We start from the raw sequence: 21,614 nt of genomic DNA, 5'->3' as shown, positions 1-21,614 counted from the left end.
TCGGAACCGTCCGGCGCGCCGCCCCGCTCAGGCCGCCGGCCTCTGCTTGCGCACCTTCGCGATCTCCGGCACCACCAGGCGCGTCAGCGCCTCGCCGGCGGCGTCGAACACGTGGGCGTCCTTCGGGTGGAAGCCGACGGTCAGGGTTTCGCCCGGGGACGTCATCGTCTCGCCGTCGATGAGCGCCGTCAGCCCGCCGCCGGAGACGGCGATCTCCACGATCGTCTGGTGGCCCAGGCGCTCCACGAGGCCCACGGTGCCGGTCACCGACACGGCGCCCTCGCCGGCCTGGATGTGCTCGGGCCGGATGCCGACGGTCACCGTCGCCCCGACGGCGACCCCGCCCGGATTCACCGGGATCACCGTCGGCGCCAGCCACGGCGCCGACACGGTGAGACCGGCGGGCGCGACGGCGGACACCGTCGCCGGCAGCATGTTCATCTTCGGCGAGCCGATGAAGCCGGCCACGAACAGGTTCCGCGGCAGGTGGTAGAGCTCCAGCGGCGAACCGGCCTGACGCACGTTGCCGCCCTCCAGCACCACGATCGTGTCGGCAAGCGTCATCGCCTCCACCTGGTCGTGGGTCACGTAGATCATGGTGGCGGCGAGGTCCCGGTGCAGCTTGGCGAGCTCCGCCCGCATGGTCACCCGCAGCGCCGCGTCGAGGTTCGACAGCGGCTCGTCGAACAGGAAGACCTTCGGGTTGCGGACGATCGCCCGCCCGATGGCGACCCGCTGGCGCTGGCCGCCCGACAGCTGGTTCGGTCGCCGGTCCAGCAGGTGTTCCATTTTCAGGATGCGGGCGGCGTTGCGCACCTTGGCGTCGATCTCCGCCTTGTCCGTCCCGGCGATCTGCAGGCCGAAGGCCATGTTGTCGTAGACCGTCTTGTGCGGATAGAGCGCATAGGACTGGAACACCATGGCGATGCCCCGCTCCTTCGGGGCGAGATCGTTCACGACGGCGCCGTCGATCTTCAGCTCGCCGCTCGTGATCTCCTCCAGCCCGGCGATCATCCTGAGAAGGGTGGACTTGCCGCAGCCCGACGGGCCGACGAAGACCACGAACTCCCCGTCCGCGATCGACAGGTCCACGCCCTTGATGATCTCCACCGCGCCGTAGCTCTTTTTCAGTCGCTCGATCGAAAGGCTCGCCATCGGTCTCCTCCCTTCATGCCGGCAGGTGAGGGGGGCTCGCGCCCCCTGCCCGCTCGTGCTTGTTGTCACTGTACATCATTCGGCACATCATTCGCCGGAACGCGCCGCCGGTTCGATCCCGTAGCGGCTGGCGTCCACCTGGAGCCGCCCGTCGGTGAGCACGGTCACCGGCAGCGGGTCGGAGATGCCGCCGACGAAGCGCCGGTCCCCGTCGAGGTTCTCAAATCCCATGAACACCAGGCCGCCGTCCGGCGCCTCGGTGATCCGGCCCGCATAGAGCCGCCCCACCGGGTCGCCCACCAGGAACCGGTCTTCCGGCAGGCGCCAGGGCCCCAGCGGATGATCCGCCATCAGGTAGTGCGTGCCGGTCACCACCCCCGGCCGGCCGGTCGCCACGTAGGCCGGTTCGAAATGCTCGTGGGCGAGGCAGAACAGCATGTACCAGCGCCCTCCCCGCTCGAAGATCTGCGGCACCTCCATCTGGCCGTAGAGGCCGGGCGCGGCGAGCGGCGGCTCCACCGTCCAGGCGACGAGGTCCGGCGAGGTCGCATGCCCGACGACGCCGCGCCCGAACGCCGGCCCCTCCAGGCCGCGGGCGGTGAACGCCATGTGCCAGCGCTCGTCGCCCGGCACCCGGAAGATCCACGGGTCGCGCCAGGCCTGGTCGTGCCAGAGGTTCGCCTCCAGCACCTCGTACCAGCGCGTGTCCACCTGAAGCAGCGGGTTTTCCGGCAGCCGCTCGAAGCGGACGAGGTCGTCCGAAACCGCCGCGCCGATCCGCTGCTTCAGACCGTTCTCCGCCCGGCAGGTGCCGGTGTAGAACAGCATCCACCGCCCGTCCGGCCGCCGGATCATCGATCCGGTCCACGTGGTGTAGTCGTCCCACGCCGGCCCGTCGGCAGGCGTCAGCGCGGGCGGCAGCTCGGTCCAGGTGGTGAGGTCGCGCGACACCGCATGCCCGATCGAGACGTTCCAGTGCCTCAGCTCCGGGTCGCCGATGGACCGCGGCGCGTTCAGGAAGAACATGTGGTAGTCCGCGCCGTTGCGGACGATCCAGTAGTCCCAGACGAAGCGGTCTTCCGGACGAAAGGCCATCGGGTGTCTCCTTGGAGAGGCAGAAGGGGGGCGGAACGGCCGCGCCGCCGGCGGCCGCCCCGCCCATGGGGTCACTTCACCGCGCTCGCCACGACCGACTGGATGAACCAGCGCTGGAACGCGAGATAGAGGATGAGGATCGGCAGGCTCATCATCACCGAGAAGGCCATCAGGTCGCCCCAGGTCGGCGGCGGGGTGCCGAAGAACTGGGCGAGCGCCAGCGACACCGGCCGCACCTCCGGTCCGCGCGTCACCATCAGCGGCCAGAGATAGGCGTTCCAGTATTCCAGGCTCTGCAGGATGGCGACGGTGGCGATCACCGGGCCGGAGAGAGGCAGCGCGATCTTCCAGTAGACCTGAAACGGCGAGGCCCCCTCCACGTAGGCCGCCTCGTCGATGTCCTTCGGCAGCTTGGCGAAGAACTGGTAGAACAGGAAGATCGAGAACGGGTGCGCGATGAAGGGCACGATCTGCGCCTGGTAGCTGTCCAGCCAGCCCACCCGGTTCACCATCAGGAGCAGCGGGATGGCGAGCGCCTCCATCGGGATGATGATGAGCGCCACCACCACAGCCAGGATCAGGTTCCGGCCCCGGAACCGCATCCGCGACAGCGCGAAGGCGGCCGCCGAGTTCACGAAGATCCCGACGCCCACGATCCAGCCGACCACGAAGACCGAGTTGAACAGGAAGCGCAGGAAGGGCTGCGTCGCCGACGACAGCACCTGGACGTAGTTGGTCAGGCTCGCCTCCCCGGGGCTCACCCAGAAGGCCGCGAGCGACCCGATGTCGAGGAGGATGCGGCCCTCGTCGCCCTTCAGCGACGTCGCCACCATCAGGGCGAGCGGCGCCAGCACGATCAGCACCACGAGGAGCGCGAGGGCGAGCTGGAGCAGGCGTTCGGAGCGCGTGGTCATGCGACCTCCCTGTCTTCCTTGAGGAACACCCGCTGGCCGACCGAGATGGCGAGGACGACCAGGAAGAAGATCACCGACAGCGCCGCCGCCATGCCGACCTGCCCCTTGCGGAACCCGGTCTCGTAGATCAGCCGCACCACCGTCTGGGTGGAGCCGAGCGGCCCGCCCTTGGTGAGAAGATCCACCTGGGCGAACAGCTTCAGCGCCAGGATGGTCGTGGTCACGAGCACGAAGATGTGGGTGTTCCGGAGGCCCGGCATGGTGACGGCCCAGAATTCCTGCCACCGCGTCGCCCCGTCCACCCGGGCCGCCTCGTAGAGCTCCGGGTTGATGCTCTGCAGGCCGGCCAGGTAGATCACCATCTGGAAGCCGAAGCCCTGCCACATGGACACGAGCACGATGGACGGCATCGCCAGATACGGGTTCGCCAGCCAGTCGAACCCCGGATGCGCGCCGAACGTCATCGTCCGCACCACCGCGTTGAAGAAGCCGTTGATCTGGTAGAGGTTCGACCAGATCACCACGACCACCACCATGGTCAGCACGGTCGGCAGGAAGAAGATCCCGCGGAACACGTTGCGGGCCGGCAGCCGCGAGTTCACCAGCATCGCCGCCCCCAGCGCCAGCGCCGACTGCAGCGGCACCGTCAGGAGCGCGAACGTGAAGGTGTTGCGGAACGCCTGCCAGAACTCCCCGCTGCCGAGCAGGCGCACGTAATTCGCGACGCCCACCGACGCCGTCGGCAGGTTCGGGTTCGGCACCAGCCGCTGGTTGGTGAAGGAGAGCACCAGCGAGAGGAGGAAGGGCGCGATGATGAAGACGACGATCAGCACGCCGGCGGGCGCCATCAGGGCGAGCGCGGGCCGGGACTGGTCGTGAAGCCGGGATCTCGGTCTGGACATGGCGGTGACCTCGCCGGCGCGGTCCACTCGTGAGGGTGCGGCGGCGGACGGGCGCGACCGGCCGGCCCGCCCGGTCGGGGCGGTCGTCCGGATCGTGCCGGGTGGATCGGGGAGACGGGCGGCCCCGCGGCCTCGCGGGGCGCGGAGCCGCCCGGCGGCTCACTCCTTGGCGAAGGGCGGGTAGCCGCTGTTCGCCGCGATGTCCTCGTCGATGGCCGCCGCCGCCGTGTCGAGCGCCGCCTTCGGGTCGGCGCCGTTGACCACGTCGTCCACCGCCTGCGCGAAGGCCGCCGTGATCACCGGATAGCCCGGATGGGCCGGCCGGGGCACCGCGATGGCGTTCAGCTGCTCCACGTAGAGGGCGAGCGCGCCGCCCGGCTTGAACAGGTCGGCCGCAGCCGCCGCCGACTTGGTGCCCGGCACCGCGCCGTTCTGTTTGGTGATCGAGAGCACGTTCTCGTCGTTCATCAGGAAGGACAGCAGCTTGCCCGCCGCCTCCTTGTTGGCGCCCGCCGCCGGGATGCCCCAGGCCCAGGAGCCCTGCCCCGTCACCGCCTTGTCGCCGAACTTCGGCATCGGCAGCAGCAGGAGGTCGTCGCCGAGCGCCGCCGTGTGGGCGCCGTACTGCCAGTGGCCGACGAGCGAGATCGCGGCCGACTTCTTGCCGTAGAAGGCGTCGTCGCCCGCCGAGGCCGGCACAACGTAGCCCGCCTTAACCCAGCCCTGGAGCGCCGTCAGCGCCTTCACCGAGCCTTCGGAGTTCAGCGTGCCCTCGGCCTTCCAGGTCGTCCGGTCGATCAGGTCGCCGCCGAACGACTGAACGATCGGCGAGAACCCGTAGGTGTACCACTCGCCCTTGCCGTAGTTGAGCTTCAGGTCCAGCGGATACTCCACACCCGCCGCCTTCAGCTTGGCGAGCGCGTCTTCGAACTCCGCCAGCGTCCAGGCGTCGGCGAGGCCGGTCGGGATCCGGACGCCCGCCTTCTCCAGCAGCGACTTCGACGCCCAGAGCGCCAGCCCGCTGTCGAACTGCCCCACCGCGTAGAGCTTGCCGTCCGGCGCGTAGGTCCCCTGCGAGACGATCGACGGCAGGAGGTTCGCCGTCACGGCCGGGTCGATGAGCCCGTCGAGCGGCGCCAGGTAGCCGGACCACACGTAGTTCGCGTAGTTCGGGCCGTCGAAGTCCAGGAGGTCAGGCAGGCTGCCCGCCAGCGCCGCGGCCTGCACCTGCTCGTTGTAGGCGCCTTCCGGTAGCTGCACGAGTTCGGCCGTCATGTCCGGGTTGGCCTTGTTCCAGGCCTCGATCTGCGCGGCCACGTTGGCGCTCTCCCCGTCGCCGCGGCCGCCGTGGTGCCAGACCTTCAGGGTCGCCGCCGACACGGACGTCAGCGACAGCGCCAGAAGCGCTGCGAGACCCGCGCCGCGCGCGACGACGCCGCCCAGAATGCCCTTTGACATCGTTGTCATATCCAATCTCCTCCCTACGCGGCCAGGCTCCCGTCCCGGCCGTCCTTTCAAGAATGAACTGCACGTCGATGCTGAGCCTGGAGGCGCGGGCGCCTCAGGCGATGGCCCGGCACGAGTCCCGCTCCACCAGCGGGCACGGCACCAGGATCGGTTGGTGGCGTTCGGCCTGCGGAGCGGCCGGCAACCCGGCCATGATCTCCACGGACCGCCGCCCGATCTCGAAATAGGGCAGGCCCACGGTGGTGAGGGCCGGCCTCAGGGTTTCGGCGATCACGGTCATGTCGTCGAAGCCCATCACCGACAGGTCCTGCGGGATGGAGAGCCCCAGGCTCGCCGCCGCCCCGTAGACCTGCATGGCGATCTTGTCGTTGCCGCAGATGATCGCCGTCGGCCGGTTCGGCCGGCGGAGAAGGTCGAGCGCCGCCTCGTAGGCGACGATCATCTCCTCGCCGATCGGACCGGTGAACCCGGGCCGCTCCAGGTCCGGCTCGAACGGCACGTCGAATTCCGCGAATGCCGTCCGGAAGCCGGCGCCGCGCAGCACCGACGCCCGGAGCACCGGGTTCAGCGACACGATGCCGATCCGCCGATGGCCGAGCCGCAGCAGATGGGCGGCCTGCGCGTAGCCGCCGAGTTCGTCGTCCGGCACGATCGCCGGGCAGTCGCCCTTCGGCGAGAAGCAGTTGGCGAGCACGATCGTCCTGGCGAACTCCGGCTCCCCGAGGTCCAGCGGCCGGTGGTACATGGTGGCGTAGATGACGCCGGAGACCTTGTGGGCCCGGAACATCCGCCAGTATTCCCGCTCCAGCACCCGGTCGCCCTCCGTGTTGGCGATCAGGAGCGTGCGGCCGTCCCGGCGCAAGGCATCCTGCGCTCCGCGGACGATGTCGACCGAGTAGGGGGTGGTCGCCACGACGTCGGTCATCAGGCCGACGACGCTGGACGTTCCCGCCCGCATCATGCGGGCGGCGTGGTCGGGCACGTAGTCGAGCTGCCGGATTACGGCCAGGATGGCGTCGCGCGTCTCCGAGTGCACGGCGGGGTCGTCGTTGACCACGCGCGACACGGTTTTCGCGGACACACCCGCCATGCGGGCCACATCTCGCAAGGTTACCACGACCGCATTCCTCCCCCTGCTGTTCTCGTTGGAACGCCAGTCTAGACCGCTTCGGGTCGGACGAGCATTCGACAGTCAGGTGACACCGTGTCCAAAGCCCGGCCTTACGGCCAAGCTCAAGTGACAACGTTGACATGCGCTATTTAAGTCCCGTTCGCTTCTCATTGTCAAGTCATTCCGGACGGTGTCTTTATTGTCATGCAAATTAGCAGTTGCCAGAACTCCGCGTGCTTCACGCGTGAAGCCCTGCCGATGCCGCGCCGGACCCGTGCGGGCGGCGCTAAAGCGGCGTGGGGATTACAAAAATTTAACCTCGGCGAGCCGAAGGGCCGCATTGCGGCGGGCGACCGCCGTCCCTACCGTCGGCGTCGACCGCGGGCGACCGACGGGCGATCGCGCGCGCGACGCGCCGCCGTCCCCGCGAACCGGAATGCGTTCGAAGAACAAGGGACGGGCGCGCTCGACGCGCCGCCTCACGGGAGGACTCATCGATGACCTTCATTCTCAGCAAGCGCCAGTTCCTGGGCGTCATGGCCGGCACCGGCCTTGCGCTCGCGGCGCGGCCGGCCTTCGCGGCCGGCGGAACGATCCGGATCGCCGTGCTGAAGACCGGCACCGTGAACTGGGAGCTCAACGTCATCCGCGAGAACGGCCTCGACAAGAAGCACGGCTTCACGCTCGATGTGGTCGAGGTCGCCAACAACGAGGCGACCCGCATCGCCCTCCAGGCCGGCGACGTGGACGTGATCACGTCCGACTGGCTGCTCGTCGCCCGCGAGCGCGGCGAGGGGTCCGACCTCACCTTCGTGCCCTTCTCCTCGTCGGTCGGCTCGGTCATGGTTCCGGGCGATAGCCCGATCAAGACCCTCGCCGACCTCAAGGGCAAGCGCGTCGGCGTCGCCGGCGGGCCGCTCGACAAGAACTGGCTGCTGCTCCAGGGCCTCGCCAAGCGCGACTTCAACTTCGACCTCGCCGCCGAGACGTCCCCGCAGTTCGGCGCGCCGCCGCTCCTCTCGGAGAAGCTGGAATCGGGCGAGCTCGACGCCGCCCTCACCTTCTGGAACTTCGCCGCCCGTCTGGAGGCCAAGGGCTTCCGCACCCTCATCTCCGGCGAGGACGCCGCCATCGCGATGGGCGCCAAGGGCGCGATCTCGGCGGTCGGCTATGTCTTCAGCGAGAAGTGGGCGACCGAGAACCTGGAGGCCGCCAAGGGCTTCGTCGCCGCCTCCCGCGAGGCCAAGCAGATCCTGAAGTCGTCCGACGCCGAATGGGAGCGCATCCGCCCCCTCGTCCGCGCCGACGACGACCCGACCCTCCACGCCCTCCGCGACCGCTTCCGCCAAGGCATCCCGAGCCGGCCGGTCGCCGAGGAAGTCGCCGACGCCGAAACCCTCTTCAAGGTCCTCGCCGACCTCGGCGGCCCCGACCTCGTCGGCAAGTCCGCCACCTTCGCCGCCGGCACCTACTGGACCGAGCTCAGCAAGGGCTCCTGAGAAAGCACAAGGCGGCGGCCGCCCCCGCGCCCGCCGCCCGCTCTCTTCCCGTGTAGGCGAGTAGCACGAAACGGGTGACGGGGTCGTCCTCGCACAGCCGAGGCGCCCCCTCGGACAGAAAACGCCGCCTATCCTTCCCCTCAGGGAAAGTTGGCGCGAAGCGCCGGAAGGGGTCGTCTTCGCCCGCAGTGAAGCGCTTCCGCCGAGGGAAACGCGCCACACCATCCTTCCCCTTAGGGGAAGGTGGCGCGAAGCGCCGGAAGGGGTCGTCTTCGGCAGCAGTAGAGCGCTTCCCCCGAGGGAAATGCGCCACACCATCCTTCCCCTTAGGGGAAGGTGGCGCGAAGCGCCGGAAGGGGTCGTCTTCGGCAACAGTAGAGCGCTTCCACTGACGGAAAACGCGCCCCGGCACCTCCCACAAACACGACCCCTCCCCCGGCTCCGCCGGACCCTCCCCTAAGGGGAGGGATATTCAGCGCCCCCCGTCCCCTCACCCCACCGGCAGCTCGATCACCATCCCGTCGTACGCCGGCTCCACGTCCGCCGGCAGGCGGGCGCGGACCGCCTGGTAGTCCAGGTCGATGTGCATGTGGGTGAGGATCGTCCGCTTCGGCGCCAGCACCTTCGATAGCACCAGCGCCTCGTCCAGCGAGTAGTGGCTCGGGTGCGGCGTGTAGCGGAGGGCGTCGACGATGAAGACGTCGAGGTCGCGCAGGAGCGGCAGCGACTCGTCCGGCATGGCGCTCACATCCGACGAATAGGCGAGCGTGCCGATCCGGAAGCCGAGGCTGCGGATGTCCCCGTGCTGCTGGTCGTAGGGCAGCAGGTCGATCGGGCCGCCCGGGCCGTCGACCGAGAACGAGTGCCACGGCCGGATGATGTGCTCCACGCAGATCGGCGGGTAGCTGGACCCGGGCGGCGTCCGGAAGCAGTAGTCGAAGCCCTCGCGCATCCGCTCGGCGGTGGCGGCGTCCATGTAGACGTCCACCCGCCGGCGGCGGTTGAGCACGAAGGCGCGCAGGTCGTCGATCCCGTGGATGTGGTCCGCGTGCGGATGGGTGTAGACCACCCCGTCCGCCCAGCCCGTGCCGCTGTCCAGCATCTGCTCGCGGAAGTCCGGCCCGGTGTCGATCACCACCACGGTCTTCTCGCCGCCCGGCGCGATCCGCTCCACGAGCAGCGACGCCCGCCGGCGCCGGTTTCTCGGCTCGCGCGGGTCGCAGGAGCCCCAGTCGTTGCCGATGCGCGGCACGCCCGGCGAGGAGCCGCAGCCGAGGACCGTGAACCGGAGCACCGCGCCGGTCATGCGGCGGAAACCCGGGGCACCTTGGTGAACAGCCGGAAGAAGTTGTCCGTGGTCACCCGGGCGATGGCGTCGGGGTCGAGCCCTTTCGTCTCCCCCAGCACCTTGGCGGTATGCGCCACATAGGCCGGTTCGTTCCGCTTGCCGCGCCACGGCTGCGGCGCGAGGTATGGCGCGTCGGTCTCCACCAGCAGCCGGTCCAGCGGCACGTCCGCCGCGATGGCGCGGAGCTCCTCGGAGCGCTTGAACGTCAGGATGCCCGAGAAGGACACGAAGAGCCCCAGGTCCACGCCCGCCTCCATCAGCCGCCGCCCGGACGAGAAGCAGTGGAGGAGCCCCGGAAACGCGCCGTCCGCCGCCTCGTCCTTCAGGATGGCGATCATGTCGTCGTCTGCGTCCCGGGCGTGGATGACCAGCGGCAGGCCGGTGATGCGCGCCGCCGCGATGTGCCGGCGGAGCCCGGTCGCCTGGGCGTCCCTCGGCGCGCTGTCGTAGAAGTAGTCGAGCCCCGCCTCGCCGATCGCCACGCACTTCGGATGGGCGGACAGGCCGACGAGCTCGTCCACGGTCACGTCCAGCTCCTCGCCGGCGTTGTGCGGATGGGTGCCGACCGAGCAATAGATCTGCTTGTGCGCCTCCGCGAGCGCGCGGATCTGGTCGAAGCGGCGGACCCGGGTGCTGATCGTCACCATCAGGCCGACCCCCGACTCCCCGGCCCGGGCGAGGAGGCCCGGCAGGTCGTCGGCGAAGTCGGGGAAATCCAGGTGGCAGTGGCTGTCGACGAGCATCGAAGAATAGAATCCCGTGAAGACGGCGCCCCTCCCGACATAGCCCCCGGGGCATCCCCTGTCGAGGGTTCACGCCCGCCCGATGCCGCATTGCGGCATGGGCGATATGGCGGGCAACATATGTACGCATCCCTATGGAAGCGAAATGCCGCGCCGGTGGACCGGCGCGGCATCGATCGTCCCGATGTGGGCGACAAGGGCGCTCAGGTGGCCGGTTTGTCGTCCACATGTCGGGGGAAGATGCCGGCCGGCGCCGGCAGCGTGGAGCCGCCCGCGAGCCGCCCCGCTTCGCCGAGGACCGCGAACGTCCGGGCGTCCTCCGGCACGGCCAGAAGATCCAGGAGCTTCGCCATGCTTCCCGGCATCACCGGCTGGGCGAGGATCGCCACCTGCCGCAGCACCTCCGCGGTCACCCACAGGATGGTGCCGAACCGGACCTCGTCGGTCTTGCGCACGGCCCAGGGCGCCTCGGCGGCGAAGTAGCGGTTCGCGTCCGCCACCACGGCCCAGATGGCGTTCAGCGCCTGATGGATCTGCTGCTTTTCCATGGCTTCGCGGCAGATCGGCAGCAGGGCGTCGGCCGCGCCGAGGATCGCCCGGTCGGCGTCGCTGAGGTCCGCCGGCATGGGCAGCACGCCGCCGAGGTTCTTGGCGATCATGGACAGCGAGCGCTGCGCCAGGTTGCCGAGGTCGTTCGCCAGGTCCGCGTTCATGCGCGCCACGATGGCCTCGTGGCTGTAGTTGCCGTCCTGGCCGAACGGCACCTCGCGCAGGAAGAAGTAGCGCACCGGGTCGAGGCCGTAGGTGTCGACGAGGTCCTTGGGTCCCACGACATTGCCGACGGATTTCGACATCTTCTCCCCGCGGTTGAACAGGAAGCCGTGGGCATAGACGCGCTTCGGCACCGGCAGGCCCGCCGACATCAGGAAGGCCGGCCAGTAGACGGTGTGGAAGCGGACGATGTCCTTCCCGATCACGTGCGTCGCGGGCCAGTAACGGGAGAAGAGATCGCCCTCCACGTCCGGGTATCCGAGCGCGGTGATGTAGTTGGTGAGCGCGTCCACCCAGACGTACATCACGTGCCGCTCGTCGCCCGGCACCGGAATGCCCCAGTCGAACGTGGTGCGCGAGATCGAAAGATCCTTCAGACCGCCCTTGACGAAGCTAACGACTTCATTGCGCCGCTCGTCCGGCCCGATGAAGTCCGGATTACTTTGATAGAGCGCCAGCAGCTTGTCTCCATAGGCGGACAAGCGGAAGAAATAGCTCTCCTCCTCCACCCAATCCACCGGAGTCCCCTGGGGTCCGTACCGGACCCCGTCCGCCCGGACCTCGGTCTCGCTCTCCTGGTAGAAGGCCTCGTCCCGGACCGAGTACCAGCCGGCGTAGCTGTCCAGGTAGATGTCGCCGTTCGCCTTCATGGCCTCCCAGATCGCCTGGCTCGCCCGCTTGTGCCGCTCCTCGGTGGTGCGGATGAAGTCGTCGTTGGAGAGCCCCAGGAGGGCCGCCATGTCGCGGAAAAGCGCGCTGTTCCGGTCCGCGAGCTCGCGGGCGCCGATGCCTTCGCGCCGCGCCGTCTGCAGCATCTTGATGCCGTGCTCGTCCGTGCCCGTCAGGAAACGGACGTCGAAGCCGTCGAGCCGCATGAACCGGGCGATCGCGTCCGTGGCCATCGCCTCGTAGGCGTGACCGATGTGGGGAGCCCCGTTCGGATAGCTGATCGCCGTGGTGATGAAGAACGTCGGTTTCATGGAAGCCCGTTTCTGGTCGCGGTCCGGCCGAGCTGCGGCCGCGCACCCCGGATACTCAATGTCGTGCGCATTCCGCAAGGCTCTGGATGATCGTCATCACGGCCTGCTTGCGGTCGAGGTTCAAGGTCTCGGTTTCCGCCTCGATGCGGTTCACCGTATCCCAGATTTCGGCGCAGCGGCGAACATCCGCGCCGGGCTGGGACAGGCCCGCATGCATGCGCGCCCGCAGCCACGACCGGGCGAAATCCGCCACGAGCCCGAAATGGTCGCTGCCGCGCCGGCCCGTGGCGAGTTCGGCGAACCGGTGCAGGCTCTTGCGCGGCAGGGCCGGAAAGCCCTCGGCGAGGCTCGCGAAGGCGCCGAACAGCGCCAGCCCGTCGCTTTCCAGGCACTCCACCGCACGGCGGACGCTGCCCTCGGCGATGGCGGCAAGCTGCGCCCGCGAGGCGGGATCGACCTCCAATCCCAGCGTCTCCAGCGCCGCCGAGAGATCCTCCTCGCCGAGCGGCGACAAGGCAAGCCGCCGGCACCGGCTGCGGATGGTCGGCAGCAGCGCCCCGGGGGCGTGGCTGATCACCAGGAACATGGCCCGGTTCGGCGGCTCCTCCAGAAGCTTCAGCAACGCGTTGGCGGCATTGGGATTCATGTCGTCCGCCGCGTCCACGACGACGATGCGGTCGCCCCGGCTGCCCGCCGAATTCCCGAGGAAGCTCACGGTCCGCCGCACCTCGTCCACGGTCAGCACGGTCTTCAGCTTCTTGGCCTGCTCGTCCCACGGCCGGCGAAGATGGAGCACGTTCGGATGCGCGCCGGTCGCCACCTTGGCGACCACGCCCGGATCGGCCGGCAGAAGCCCCGCCTCCGGCGGCGGCGCCCGGTCGCGGTCCGGGTGGGACAGGGCGAAGCGCGCGAACCGGAAGGCGAGCGTCGCCTTGCCGATGCCCTTCGGCCCGGCGATCAGCCATGCGTGGTGCATGCGCCCGCCCGCATAGGCCTCGTGCAGGGTCCGCGCCGCCGCGTCGTGGCCGACGAGCGCCGTCTGCTCGCGCGGTAGCGGCAGGCCCTCGATCCAGTCGGCGTCCTGGCTATGGTCCTGTCCGTCGGCCACGATCAGGATCCGGCCGGCAGCGCGATGGCGAGCCGGTCCTGCACGGCCGCCCGGACCGCCGCGGCGACCGCCTCCGGGTCGCCCGACCCGTCCACGACCACGCACCGCTGCGGTTCGGCCCTGGCGAGCGCCAGGAAGCCCGCCCGCCGCGCCTCGTGGACCGCCACGTCGTCCGCCTCGAACCGGTCCGCCGCCGCGCCGGACCGGGCGCGGATCCGCCCGAGGCCGATCGCCACCGGAACGTCGATGATGATGGTGAGGTCGGGCCGGGTGTCGCCGACCGCCGCCTGTTCCAGGGCGTCGATGGTGGCGGCGTCGAGGGCGCCGGCGGTGCCCTGGTAGACGCGCGTGGAATCCATGAACCGGTCGCAGAGCACCGTCCGGCCGCGCTCCAGCGCCGGGCGGATGGTCTCTGCGAGATGGTCGATCCGGGCGGCCGCGAACAGATAGGCCTCGCCAAGGGTGCCGAGCGGGCGGGCGCGCCCGGAGAGGAGCAGGCCCCGGATCGCCTCGGCGGTCGCCGAGCCGCCCGGCTCGCGGGTCGTCACCACCTCGCGGCCGACGGCCTGGAGCGCCTGGGCGAGAAGCCGCACCTGGGTGGACTTGCCGGCCCCCTCCCCGCCTTCGAATGTGATGAAGCGTCCGCGCACGTGCCCGTCCCTGCCCCGGTCTGTCCCGCCCCCGGTCCGTCGCGCTTTCTCTAGCACACGCCGCGAAGTCGTCACCACCAGCCGAGCAGAAGTTCGCCGAGCCCGTCCCGCGCCCGGTCGGTCAGGTCCCCGACCGGCACGTCGGCGGCGGCGATGAGCGGCACGGTCTGGTAGACGCGATCCTCCACCCGGATCTCCAGGGCCGCCACCGTATCGCCCTGCTTCACCGGCGCACGCACCGGGCCCTCGTAGATCACCCGCGCGCGAAACGCCTCCCGGTCGCCTACCGGCAGCGTCGCCTGCACGGGCGTCTGGCCCATGACGGGTACCCGCGTCACCGTCCCGCCGAACACCCGCACGGTGGTGATCACCGTGTCGGCTTCGAACAGGGTCACGCGGGCGAAGTCCTTGAAGGCGCTCTCGGCGAGCTGGCGGACGTCGGCGTCGCGCTGGGTCAGGCTGGTGTAGCCGCTCGCGGCCACCAGCATGCTCCGCCCGTCCCGGCGGACGAGAACGACCGCCCCGAATCCGTCCGCCTCGTCATAGGCGACGACGAGTCCCTCCGTGCCGGCGAGGTCGCGCAGGAAGGGCGTCTTGTTGGTCTGGCGGATCTTGTTCCACTCGAACTCCGGCAGCGTGTAGAGCGCCGAGTATCCCGGGTGCCGGGTCCGCAGATAGGTGACGAGCTTGACGACGTCGCCGAGCGACGTGCGCGCCTCCGGGTCCGGGTAGCCGGTCGGGTTCATGAACCGGCTGTCGGACATGCCGATCCGCCGGGCGAGGTCGTTCATCCGTTTGGTGAAGGCGTCGGGAGATCCCGCCAGACCTTCCGCCAGAACGAGCGCGGCGTCGTTCGCGTAGGAGACGATCAGCCCCCGGATCAGAGCGCCCACCGGGACGGAGGATTTCACCGCCGCGAACATGGTGGTAACGCGGGCGGGAGCGCCGCCCGTCCGCCACGCCTGTTCGCTGACCGTGTAGACCGTCTCCTCCGTGATCTCACCCGCCGCGAGGGCGTCGAAAACCACCGCGGCGGTCATCAGCTTGGCGAAGTTGGCGGGCGCGAAGGTCCGGTCGGCGCGCTTCTCGTAGAGCACGGAGCCGGTGTCCACCTCCACGACGAGCGCGCGCGGAGCGGCCGATTCGACCGCGCCGGCCATCGCCGCCGAGCCGATCACGGCGAACAGGTAGAAACAAAGGAGGGCGACGAACCGCATCGTGACGACCCTCCGGGCCGACCGCGGCCCGATGCACGCAAATCCCGACGCGCGCTCACCGAACCAGCGCGCGCGCTCCCCGGGCCCCTGCCCGCTCGGCGGCCTCGACCGCCTCGACGGCGCTGAGACCGTCGGACAGGCTGGCCATGCGAACGCGCTTCATGGGCTTGCCGCCGACGACCACGTCCTCGATCGTGACCTTGCCGACGCCGCGAAGCGCCGAGGCGATCCGTTCCGCGTTGGCCGGATTCGAGAATACGCCGATCTCCACGACCGCGGCGGACGGAGCCGTCACCGGCTCGCTCGCCGAGGTCGAGGCGGCGGGCGCGGACAGCCGGGCGAGACCGCTCGCGAGTTCGTTCAGCGCCACGCCCGAGCCGATGTCGTCCACGGCCGCGTAGGCCTGGTCGATCCGGTCGGACGCGTAGGACGACCGGGCTGGCGGCGCCTCCGGGATGGGGGCGATCAGCGTGTCGGTGACCGAATAGGTGGCGGGCGTCGGCTGGTAGGCGGCCGGCTGCGGGCCGACCTGGAAGGACGCTTCCGTGAAGCCGACGGACGCCGCGGCGGCGAGGCCGCCCTGGTCCTGGACCGCGTTCGAGGCGGGCGCCTGGAGCGAGGCGAGCTGCACCGGGCTCGCCGACAGGTAGGCGTCGGCCGGGTCGACGGAGGCGACGACCACGTAGGCCTCTTCCACCAGCGCCGGGCGCGGCTTCGGGGCCACGGCGGCCACCATCGCGAAGCTCGGGGCTGGCGCAGCCGGTGTGGCGGCCGGCGCCGCCTTGCCGGAGGCCGGCGCGGAGGAGCCGGTCAGGCGGGCCGCGACCCGGGACGCGAGCCCCGGCAGCGTGCCGATGCCCGTGTCGGCGGAGGCGACCATCGTCTCCGGCATGCCGATCGGGCCGATGTCCTTCGGCCCCTTGTAGGAGGCCAGCAGCATGCGGGTGTCGTCGCCTTCCTTCGGCGCCGGCCCGACATATTCAACCTGAACCTTGGCGACGCCGGCCCGGCGGATGCCGAGCATCTCGGCCGTGCGGCGCGACACGTCCAACACCCGGTTGCCGTGATAGGGCCCGCGGTCGTTGACGCGCACCATCACGCTTCGGCCGGTGGTCAGGCTGGTGACCCGGGCGTAGGACGGCAGCGGCATCGTCGGATGGGCGGCCGACAGGTGGTTGGCGTCATAGATCTCGCCGTTGGCCGTGTAGCGGCCATGGAAGGCGTCGCCATACCAGCTGGCGAGGCCCACCTTCTTGTAGTCGGGGTCGATGCGCGGCACGTAGCGCTTGCCGGCGACCGTGTAGGGCTTGCCGACCATCTCGCGGCCGCCGCCCTTCGGCACCGACTGGCCCGGCTGATAGAGCCGCGGGCTGGGCGCGACGCCGTACTTGGGATCGATCTCGGATTTGGCGAGTTTAGGGGCAGGAGCCTTCGCCACCGTGCCGCACCCGGCGAGCCCGGCGGAGATGAGGACGGTCGTGGCGACCGCGGCGAGGAGACGGGATACGGACGCGGTGGCCTTGTCCGTTCGCGGTTGCTTCCGCCGTTCGATCATGTCGTCAACCCTGACCTGAAGATGCGAACGCCGGGCACAAGCGTGACCGCGGCGAAGCGCTTCGTGACGCTTCACCAACAAGCCACGAAACCGTAGTTCCCGTCCCCACGGGATCTCCGGTCATTGTTCCGGTAAATCGTTAACGCTTCCTGAATGGATCAGCGTGTCCGACCGGCCGGTCCGTCGAGCGCATCATCGTGAACCCAGAGGTCGGCCAGTTCTCACTGCCCCACCCGCGCTTCACCTTCTAACCCGTCATCCCGTTTCCAGTAAAGAGTGGTGTCGCCGGTCCGCTCCAGAATGAAGCACTGTTGCTTGGCGTCGTACCATTCCTGCCATTGTTGACAGAGGCGATCGTCCTTCACCCACCACTTTCCGCTGTCCTTCGGCGCCATGAAGCGGCCGAGACCCAGCGCCTCGCCGCTGCCGTCCACCACCCCGTCGGCCCGGTAGTAGAGGGGGAACTCGCCCCCGAACGGGGTCTGCAGATAGATCCGTTTGCCGTTGACCGTCCTCTTGATCTCGGCGGACGTCATGGGCGGCCGCTCCGCCGCAGCCTGCCCGGCCGAAAGGGCGAGAATCGCCGCGGCGAGCGCGGCCGCGCCGATCCGGCGGGCGCATCCAGGCCGTTTGAATGCAGCGGTTGCGAGATGGATCATGGCAGGGCCTCCCGTATCGTGGGGACGGCTCCGGCCCCCCGAGGGAAGAGCCAAGCCGCCGCTTCCGTCTCTTACGGTGAAGCGGTCGCGCCGGTTTTCCCGCCGCGATCACGGAACGCGGAGCGGGCGGACCCGCCCTGCCCCGGCGGTCAGCCCTGGACGTAGGCCTCGAAGACGCGCGCGGCCCGCTCCCACGTGAAGGTGCGGATGTGGGCCGTGCCGGTCTCCTGGATCCGCCTCAGAAGCGCCGGGTCGTCGGCCATGCGGCACAGGTTGCGATAGAGGCCGTCCGCGTCGCGCGGCGGGCAGAGCAGCGCCGTCTCCTCGTGAACGGCGAACTCCCGGAAGCCGTCGATGTCGGTGCCCACGAAGGCGCAGCCGCACGCCATGGCCTCGGCCGGCGGAAGCCCCCAGCCCTCGGTGATGCTGGCGCCGAGATAGATGGCGTGGCGGTTGTAGACGTCCTTGACCAGGGCCTCCTGGTCCGCGCCCTCCACGTAGCGGATCCAGTCCGGCACCTCCGGCCCCTTGGCCTCGGCGCCGAACAGGGTGACCGGCACGTCGGGATGGCGCTCGTGGAAACGCGCAAGCGCCTTAAGGGCGTAGGCGACGCCCTTGAATTCGAAGTTGTGGTAGAGGCTGAGCACGCTGAGCGGCCGGCTCTCCGGCGGCACGATGATCCTGAACCGGTCGAAGTCGAGCCCGTTCGGGATGTAGGCCACCTCCCCGCCCGGATCGAGCTCCCGGCCGAGTTCGCGCAGCCACTTGGAGATGACGATCTTCTTCAGCGGCAGCCGCCAGGTGGCGTCCACCGCCTCCTTCGGGCCGGACCAGGTCTCGTAGTGCTGGATCAGGTAGTGCTTCCGGCCCTTGGAGGGCGACAGCCGCGCCACCGGCTCGGCCGTCTGCCAGCCGGTCGCCACCACCACGTCGGCGTCCCGGATGAAGCGGTCGACCACGCGCGGCGCCAGGTGCAGCTTCACGCCCGGATGGAAGCTGTGCCAGGGCACCAGCGGCCGGTGCCTCAGCCGCGTCTTCACCGGCCAGAGGAGTTCCTTGACCGGATCCAGCGCGCTGTCCGGCCGATCCCCGGGCAGGATCTTCCGCGGAAAGACGATCGTCACCCGGTGGCCGTAGGCGGCCAGCCGGTCGGCATATTCATAGACGACCCGGAAGCCGCCGATCGGAAAGGTGACGAACGACGGCAGCACGAAGGTGATCGAAAGGGGCCTGGTCATCGCGCTCAGATCCGGATCGTGCGGCGGAAGCCTGCCAGGAAGCGGGAGGCGAGCGCGGTCTCCTCCTCCGTGCAGAATCTCGCGACGAACAGTCCGGGCACGAAGACGAGCATGAACAGAGACCCTTCGATGATCAGCCAGCCGAGATGCACCCAGCGTCCCGCGTCCGCCTGCGGCGGGAACACCGCGTGCACGCCCTTGACCGCCAGGATGGACGCCACCGTGACCGCGACGAGCGGGATGAGCCAGCTGAGGAGCGAGCGCCAGAGCGGGAAGTCGAACAGCCGCCCGAACAGGACGAGGAAGTAGACCGAGCCGATCACGTTCGCCACAATCGTCGCCCCGATGATGCCGACGAGCCCGAAATACGGCGCCGCCGCCAGGGTGAGCACCACGTTGAGGCCGGTGGAGACCAGCGCGTAGTAGGTCTCGTAGCGCGGCATTCCGGCCGACCGGACGATCGTCGTCCCGCCGCCCGTCAGGTTGTTGACCGCGAACGAGATCGACAGCGCGATGATGACGAACACCGCCTCCGCATACTCCCGCCCGATCCAGGCGAGCACCAGCCGGTTGGCGTCGGCCACCACGAAGCCCGTGATGGCGAGCGTCATCACCATCAGGTAGCGGTTCATCCGCACGTAGAAGGCCTCCAGCTCCGGCCCGCGGGCGCGGATCGCGATGCTGGTGGCCGCCGGCACGATCGCCGACAGGAACTGGAGCGGGATCAGGCGGTTCAGCGTCGCCAGCCGGTTGCCGATCTGGTAGGGCGTCACCGCCGCCACGCCGAGGTAGCGGCCGATGATGAGCTTGTCGAGCTCCAGAGACACGATGGCGGCGAACTGGTTGATCTGCATCCACCCGCCGAAGCTAAGCAGCTTCTTCACAAGCGCCCCGGGAATGCGGAACGGGTTGGAGACCGGGTTGCCGTCCGCGCGGATCACCAGCGCCAGCATTACGAGCGCGGTGAACAGCACCTGCCCCACGTTGAACAGGATGGCCGCCGTGACGGTCGGGTAGATCGGCAGCACCAGGATGACGAGCGCCGCGTAAAGGATCTGTCCGACCAGCGCGATCACCGAGACGACGTCCATCCGGTGCAGCGACACGAGCCGCGATCCGAACACGCCGCCGAGCGACGACAGGATGAACCAGCCGAACATCAGCATGATCGACGCGACCGCCGTGTCGCGCATCTCGGCCGGCAGTCCGAGGAGGTCGCAGAGCGCCGGCGCCACGGCGTAGAGCGGACCGGCCACCACGAGGAACAGCACGGCGTAGAACACGATGCTGAACGTGGTCACCTGCCGGACGGCCAGCGGCTCGCCCCGTTCGGTGTATTCCGAATAGTGGCGCACGAGCCCCGGCCCGATGCCGAAATCCAGAAGGCCGGCGTAGGCCGTCAGCGCCCCGATCAGGGTGAAGAGGCCGAATCCCTGGTCGCCGAGGGTCACGATCATCACCGGCGTGGTGACGAAGGCGATCGCCAGCCCCAGGATCCGCGTGGCGCCTCCCGCGACCGTGTTGATGAAGATCTTGCGATTCGTGGCCATGAACTCGCTGCGGCTCGGGGCGATGGACGCGAACGGCCAATCTATGCCGTTCGGCTGATGCATCGCACAAGAAAGGGCAGGCCGCACCGGGAAAATCCACCTGGGGGCCGGCCCCGTTCAAACCGCCAACTGCGGCGATCTCATGGATGGACGGGCGCCGCCGGCCCTCTCCGCGCGCCCGTATGCGCCGGGAAGACGGGCGGATACGCCCTCGCCGCCCGGCCGCGTGGCCGGCGCCGGAGGGTCGTCTCTCAAGTCAGGTGCCCGGCACCTCGTCCGTCCAGGCGACCGTGTGGCGGACGATGCCGCGGCCGTCCGAGCGGCTTCTGCCCAGCCACTTCTCCACGGCGGGATTGTCGACGACCGTCACGGCGACCTTGTCCCTGTCCCGAAGGCCCGGGATCCGGCTGACCGCAAGCTCGGCCTCCACGGCCGTGTCCGCGTAGAGGGTGATGGGCGGCAGCACATCGCCTGAGGCGAGCGTCACTCGGGCAACATAGAAATGCATCGGGCACCCAGTACAAGGCCGGGCTCAGCGCCCGGAGAACCGACTCGCCTCCCTTTTACCGCGCCGCCACCGTGGGCGGAAACGATGCATTGACCATAGGCGGTGTCGGGCCTTCCTGCCCTCCCCCGATGACGCCTCGAACGCCCGCGGCCGCCATCGACGCCGGGGCCGCTCCGGGTATCGGCGCGTCACTTCCGATCGATCACGTCCGCATCGAACAGCATCACGTGGCCGCAGGACGCGCAGGTCAGGGAATAGACGCGCAGATATCCGGGCGGGCCGAAGAAGGAGGTCGCCTGCCCCTCGTAGAGAAGCGCCAGCGGCACGTCCTCCTGCTTGATGGACGATCTGAGATCCTGGCCGTGGCAGACCGGGCATTCCAGGTGCGCCCCCCGGTCCGGCAACTTGCTTCTGATGTGTTCGATCGATGACCGCCTCATCACCCATCCCCGAAACAGATGACGCGCGCCAGCCCCGACCGCCTGTATCCGATCCACCCACGCATGGCAGCGAGATCGCCGTCCCGCGGGCGATCTCCATGAAAAATCGGACCAGCCAGAGCCACTCGCCCCAATATCAAAATAGAAACATTGTGATTTGCGTACAAAAATAGGCCGCGGTCAACGGCAAGGTCGACGATCCGGCTTTCGGTCCGTCCGCACGCGGAACCGATGCCGCGTTTCCCCCAACGGTATGCTAGTGATGAGTGTCTCGGGACCGAGAATAGAACAGCCTGCGAAGAAGATAGAGGACGATGACGGCCACAGACGCCAATAGGATCGAATAGATCAAACCCTCCAGGACGCCCGCATGGTCCGGTCTGTAGCTGTAGACGACTGACATGAGAGCAAGCACGCACCCCAGCGCCAGAAGGTAATAGGCAATAAACTTCACTCTCATCCGGGGTCCTGGTCCTCGTCGGCCGCTTGCTCCCCCACCCGCAGGGCCCCGATATCACTCCATATCAAAATAGAAAATCGTCACAAACCCGAAGGCGATCCGCGCCGGCCGGCCCGCGACCCGTCTCCCCTCGCCCGACATGGTCGCCTTTCGGCCGACGATCCATGGACTCAGGCGGGACGACCAGGGCGGTGCGCGGTCGAGGACCATGACCGAGGGGGGTGTGGCGGGCAACGGACGCCGA

At 69.2% G+C, this 21,614-nt stretch carries 19 protein-coding genes; 1 reads left to right on the top strand and 18 read right to left on the bottom strand.

Annotated elements, in window-relative coordinates:
* Positions 1-27: 27 nt before the first annotated feature.
* The 6 genes from HND91_RS05245 to HND91_RS05220 form a co-directional block, all read right to left on the bottom strand.
* On the bottom strand, positions 28-1,155 hold the full coding sequence (locus HND91_RS05245; protein ID WP_181705475.1) for an ABC transporter ATP-binding protein: 1,128 nt from the start codon (positions 1,153-1,155) through the stop codon (positions 28-30).
* 87 nt (positions 1,156-1,242) lie between these two features.
* Positions 1,243-2,250, bottom strand: a complete 1,008-nt coding sequence (locus tag HND91_RS05240) for a glycoside hydrolase family protein (RefSeq protein ID WP_181705474.1) — start codon at positions 2,248-2,250, stop codon at positions 1,243-1,245.
* Between the two features lie 71 nt (positions 2,251-2,321).
* Positions 2,322-3,164 carry a carbohydrate ABC transporter permease gene (locus HND91_RS05235; RefSeq protein ID WP_181705473.1) on the bottom strand — a complete coding sequence of 281 codons (843 nt, stop codon included), beginning with the start codon at positions 3,162-3,164 and terminating at the stop codon, positions 2,322-2,324.
* The gene (locus HND91_RS05230; protein WP_181705472.1) at positions 3,161-4,066 is read right to left on the bottom strand and encodes a carbohydrate ABC transporter permease; all 906 of its coding nucleotides are present in this window, start codon (positions 4,064-4,066) and stop codon (positions 3,161-3,163) included. The genes HND91_RS05235 and HND91_RS05230 overlap by 4 nt, the downstream gene beginning before the upstream one ends.
* 159 nt (positions 4,067-4,225) lie before the next feature.
* Positions 4,226-5,533, bottom strand: a complete 1,308-nt coding sequence (locus HND91_RS05225; RefSeq protein ID WP_246329305.1) for an ABC transporter substrate-binding protein — start codon at positions 5,531-5,533, stop codon at positions 4,226-4,228.
* A 94-nt stretch (positions 5,534-5,627) separates the two neighbouring features.
* Positions 5,628-6,632: a LacI family DNA-binding transcriptional regulator gene (locus tag HND91_RS05220; RefSeq protein ID WP_343057148.1), complete on the bottom strand. Its 1,005-nt coding sequence runs from the start codon at positions 6,630-6,632 to the stop codon at positions 5,628-5,630.
* 509 nt (positions 6,633-7,141) lie between these two features.
* On the opposite strand from HND91_RS05220, the gene HND91_RS05215 reads away from it, so the two are divergent.
* The gene (locus HND91_RS05215) at positions 7,142-8,143 is read left to right on the top strand and encodes an ABC transporter substrate-binding protein (protein ID WP_181705471.1); all 1,002 of its coding nucleotides are present in this window, start codon (positions 7,142-7,144) and stop codon (positions 8,141-8,143) included.
* 490 nt (positions 8,144-8,633) lie between these two features.
* Here HND91_RS05215 and HND91_RS05210 read toward each other — a convergent pair whose 3' ends face one another.
* The 12 genes from HND91_RS05210 to HND91_RS05155 form a co-directional block, all read right to left on the bottom strand.
* On the bottom strand, positions 8,634-9,449 hold the full coding sequence (locus HND91_RS05210; protein WP_181705470.1) for an MBL fold metallo-hydrolase: 816 nt from the start codon (positions 9,447-9,449) through the stop codon (positions 8,634-8,636).
* Positions 9,446-10,234, bottom strand: a complete 789-nt coding sequence (locus HND91_RS05205) for a TatD family hydrolase (protein ID WP_181705469.1) — start codon at positions 10,232-10,234, stop codon at positions 9,446-9,448. The genes HND91_RS05210 and HND91_RS05205 overlap by 4 nt, the downstream gene beginning before the upstream one ends.
* Positions 10,235-10,437: 203 nt before the next feature.
* Positions 10,438-11,985, bottom strand: a complete 1,548-nt coding sequence (metG, locus tag HND91_RS05200) for a methionine--tRNA ligase (protein WP_181705468.1) — start codon at positions 11,983-11,985, stop codon at positions 10,438-10,440.
* A 55-nt stretch (positions 11,986-12,040) separates the two neighbouring features.
* The gene (locus HND91_RS05195) at positions 12,041-13,093 is read right to left on the bottom strand and encodes a DNA polymerase III subunit delta' (RefSeq protein WP_210272590.1); all 1,053 of its coding nucleotides are present in this window, start codon (positions 13,091-13,093) and stop codon (positions 12,041-12,043) included.
* Positions 13,094-13,095: 2 nt separating this feature from the next.
* Positions 13,096-13,743, bottom strand: coding sequence for a dTMP kinase (tmk, locus tag HND91_RS05190; RefSeq protein WP_181705467.1), 648 nt, complete (start codon positions 13,741-13,743; stop codon positions 13,096-13,098).
* Positions 13,744-13,814: 71 nt separating this feature from the next.
* Complete coding sequence (locus HND91_RS05185; RefSeq protein WP_181705466.1) at positions 13,815-14,960, bottom strand: D-alanyl-D-alanine carboxypeptidase family protein; 1,146 nt, start codon at positions 14,958-14,960, stop codon at positions 13,815-13,817.
* A gap of 55 nt (positions 14,961-15,015) precedes the next feature.
* Entirely contained in the window at positions 15,016-16,515 is a 1,500-nt protein-coding gene (locus HND91_RS05180; RefSeq protein WP_181705465.1) for a septal ring lytic transglycosylase RlpA family protein, read from the bottom strand.
* 221 nt (positions 16,516-16,736) lie between these two features.
* Positions 16,737-17,174 (bottom strand): hypothetical protein, encoded by a 438-nt coding sequence (locus HND91_RS05175; RefSeq protein WP_210272589.1) that lies wholly within the window; start codon positions 17,172-17,174, stop codon positions 16,737-16,739.
* A gap of 149 nt (positions 17,175-17,323) precedes the next feature.
* A complete protein-coding gene (locus HND91_RS05170; RefSeq protein ID WP_181705464.1) occupies positions 17,324-18,412 on the bottom strand; it encodes a glycosyltransferase family 4 protein in 1,089 nt (362 codons plus the stop codon).
* A 5-nt stretch (positions 18,413-18,417) separates the two neighbouring features.
* The gene (locus tag HND91_RS05165) at positions 18,418-19,962 is read right to left on the bottom strand and encodes a lipopolysaccharide biosynthesis protein (RefSeq protein ID WP_181705463.1); all 1,545 of its coding nucleotides are present in this window, start codon (positions 19,960-19,962) and stop codon (positions 18,418-18,420) included.
* 256 nt (positions 19,963-20,218) lie between these two features.
* Positions 20,219-20,470, bottom strand: coding sequence for a hypothetical protein (locus tag HND91_RS05160; protein ID WP_181705462.1), 252 nt, complete (start codon positions 20,468-20,470; stop codon positions 20,219-20,221).
* A 188-nt stretch (positions 20,471-20,658) separates the two neighbouring features.
* A complete protein-coding gene (locus tag HND91_RS05155) occupies positions 20,659-20,874 on the bottom strand; it encodes a hypothetical protein (protein ID WP_181705461.1) in 216 nt (71 codons plus the stop codon).
* Between the last annotated feature and the right edge of the window lie 740 nt (positions 20,875-21,614).

This window comes from Chthonobacter rhizosphaerae, assembly GCF_013839525.1.
Lineage (GTDB): Bacteria > Pseudomonadota > Alphaproteobacteria > Rhizobiales > Pleomorphomonadaceae > Chthonobacter > Chthonobacter rhizosphaerae.
The sequence above is the reverse complement of the archived record's forward strand: the minus strand, read 5'-3'. Positions and strand labels throughout refer to the sequence as shown.

Coding starts and splice junctions, on each gene's coding strand:
- HND91_RS05235 (WP_181705473.1), bottom strand. CDS start 3,164: ATGACCACGCGCTCCGAACGCCTGCTCCAGCTCGCCCTCGCGCTCCTC.
- HND91_RS05165 (WP_181705463.1), bottom strand. CDS start 19,962: ATGGCCACGAATCGCAAGATCTTCATCAACACGGTCGCGGGAGGCGCC.
- HND91_RS05205 (WP_181705469.1), bottom strand. CDS start 10,234: ATGCTCGTCGACAGCCACTGCCACCTGGATTTCCCCGACTTCGCCGAC.
- HND91_RS05240 (WP_181705474.1), bottom strand. CDS start 2,250: ATGGCCTTTCGTCCGGAAGACCGCTTCGTCTGGGACTACTGGATCGTC.
- HND91_RS05230 (WP_181705472.1), bottom strand. CDS start 4,066: ATGTCCAGACCGAGATCCCGGCTTCACGACCAGTCCCGGCCCGCGCTC.
- HND91_RS05185 (WP_181705466.1), bottom strand. CDS start 14,960: ATGCGGTTCGTCGCCCTCCTTTGTTTCTACCTGTTCGCCGTGATCGGC.
- HND91_RS05180 (WP_181705465.1), bottom strand. CDS start 16,515: ATGATCGAACGGCGGAAGCAACCGCGAACGGACAAGGCCACCGCGTCC.
- HND91_RS05160 (WP_181705462.1), bottom strand. CDS start 20,470: ATGCATTTCTATGTTGCCCGAGTGACGCTCGCCTCAGGCGATGTGCTG.
- HND91_RS05175 (WP_210272589.1), bottom strand. CDS start 17,174: ATGATCCATCTCGCAACCGCTGCATTCAAACGGCCTGGATGCGCCCGC.
- HND91_RS05210 (WP_181705470.1), bottom strand. CDS start 9,449: ATGACCGGCGCGGTGCTCCGGTTCACGGTCCTCGGCTGCGGCTCCTCG.
- HND91_RS05215 (WP_181705471.1), top strand. CDS start 7,142: ATGACCTTCATTCTCAGCAAGCGCCAGTTCCTGGGCGTCATGGCCGGC.
- HND91_RS05245 (WP_181705475.1), bottom strand. CDS start 1,155: ATGGCGAGCCTTTCGATCGAGCGACTGAAAAAGAGCTACGGCGCGGTG.
- HND91_RS05225 (WP_246329305.1), bottom strand. CDS start 5,533: ATGACAACGATGTCAAAGGGCATTCTGGGCGGCGTCGTCGCGCGCGGC.
- HND91_RS05170 (WP_181705464.1), bottom strand. CDS start 18,412: ATGACCAGGCCCCTTTCGATCACCTTCGTGCTGCCGTCGTTCGTCACC.
- metG (WP_181705468.1), bottom strand. CDS start 11,985: ATGAAACCGACGTTCTTCATCACCACGGCGATCAGCTATCCGAACGGG.